Origin of the sequence: Novosphingobium sp. HR1a, from assembly GCF_015594425.1 — a bacterium.
GTDB lineage: Bacteria > Pseudomonadota > Alphaproteobacteria > Sphingomonadales > Sphingomonadaceae > Novosphingobium > Novosphingobium resinovorum_A.
Genome location: NZ_JABXWS010000134.1, coordinates 1 through 1,618 on the forward strand (window position 1 = coordinate 1; position 1,618 = coordinate 1,618).

Genomic DNA, 1,618 nt, shown 5'->3' on the forward strand with positions numbered 1-1,618 from the left:
AGGGAAGACCTGGAAGATGTTGTAAAGCGACAGCGTCGTCAGCCCGCCAGAGGCTAGGCCGCTCACGGCCCGAGCAAGTATCGCAGTCCCAAGAGTAGGATGAAGAAGCTGCACCACCTGTGCCGCCATCAGCGCGCCCAGAACTACATGCATCGTCGCGGGGATGCCGAACTGAACACGAGCCTTCACCAGCATGAGGTTGGCCGTCGCGTTGAAGGCGACATAGACGGCGAGAAGAATGTTCGCCTCCGCAAGATAGAGGCCCATCTCGCCGGAGATCGAGGCGAGGTTCGCCGTGATCATACCGTTCCCGAGACCGCTGCCGAGTGCCATCACCGCCGCCGAAGTCGCGTAGAGCACCTTGTTGCGCGGGGTGTGGCGCGCGGAAAACGGGCTGCCCGGGAAGAGGGGCTTCTCCTCCGGGGAGAAGCGATATTCGCTACTGCTCGCTGTCATTGCCGCTGCCCTTCGATCATGGCGGCGCCCACATGGAAGATGCCTGGACCACGATGGCTGCAACTTCCGGTTGAAGCGTTATTGCGACAAGACATACCCGGGTATGGCGATACGGGTAGAAGGGCTACCCCGCCCCTCCGCCCGCACCGGCCGATCAGAAACGGAAGCCGACGCCGCCCAAGATCTGGTTGCGCGAGAAGCCCCCGGAGTAGTTCGAATAGCGGTATTCGCCAGTGACGAAGAAGTGCTCAGCAACCGCGTATTCGACGCCCGCGCCGAGCCTGAAGCCCGAGCGGTCGTCGTGGCGATCGATCTGCGTGGTTGTTCCGCCGGCCACGCGGGTGAACCGGTCGCTGAACCGGCCGTTCGTGTAGCCCGCCTTTCCGTAGAGGAGGACGCTCGGCGCGATGACGTAGCCGACGCGACCACCGACATAGAAATCACGGTCGCCGCGTTCGCACCGCCGGCCGTTGCTCTCGTTGAAGCAGGACTTCTGGGTCGTCCCGGTCACCTCGACTTCAGGCGCCAGACGCGCGCGTCCGATGGCGATGTCATATCCGGCGTTGCCGCCATAGACGAACCCCGAACCATTCTCGCCGTCATGATCGATGCGGTCCCATCCGCCGACGATCGTGACGCGAGGCCCGACGAACGCCTCCTCGGACTGAGCGAGCGCAGGTGACGCGAGCAGGCAGACGCCGATCGTGACCGCACTGGCCATTATCTTCTGTGACATGAGAAACTCCTAATAGCACCGTAATCGGTTGCAAGTTTCTAGTTCACCGCCCTGTAGTCACGAATAATACTAGCGGATGTGCATACCATATACGCAAATCCTTTGATGTCGTTTGGCATTCAACATACAACAGTATGGCACACCTGCATCATATCATAGACGATCTGGCAACACTTACCGATCCGGGTAGTTTAAGCGACATGCTGATGTATTCTGCCACGCGGCATACGGTGCAGTTTCAAGAACGGCGACTACAGGAGATATCGGATGCGCTCCTCCCCCAAGGAGCATCCTCTCCAAACTGCGGGGCGGCCCTCATCGGACCGCCCCGCCTCTTCGTGCGCAAGGATGGATAGTAACGTCCGGGTGCGGGCGCATGCGCGCTCATCAGTCCGGCGCGTAGATCAGCGCGAGGCGGTGTCAGCG

1 protein-coding gene and 1 pseudogene are annotated in these 1,618 nt (G+C 61.1%); both read right to left on the reverse strand.

What is annotated here, in order from left to right; all coding sequences use genetic code 11:
- A pseudogene (locus HWN72_RS30605) lies at nucleotides 1-456 on the reverse strand (MFS transporter); the annotation flags it as partial.
- 154 nt (nucleotides 457-610) lie between these two features.
- Entirely contained in the window at nucleotides 611-1,192 is a 582-nt protein-coding gene (locus HWN72_RS30610) for an outer membrane protein (RefSeq protein WP_211152312.1), read from the reverse strand.
- Nucleotides 1,193-1,618 lie beyond the last annotated feature (426 nt).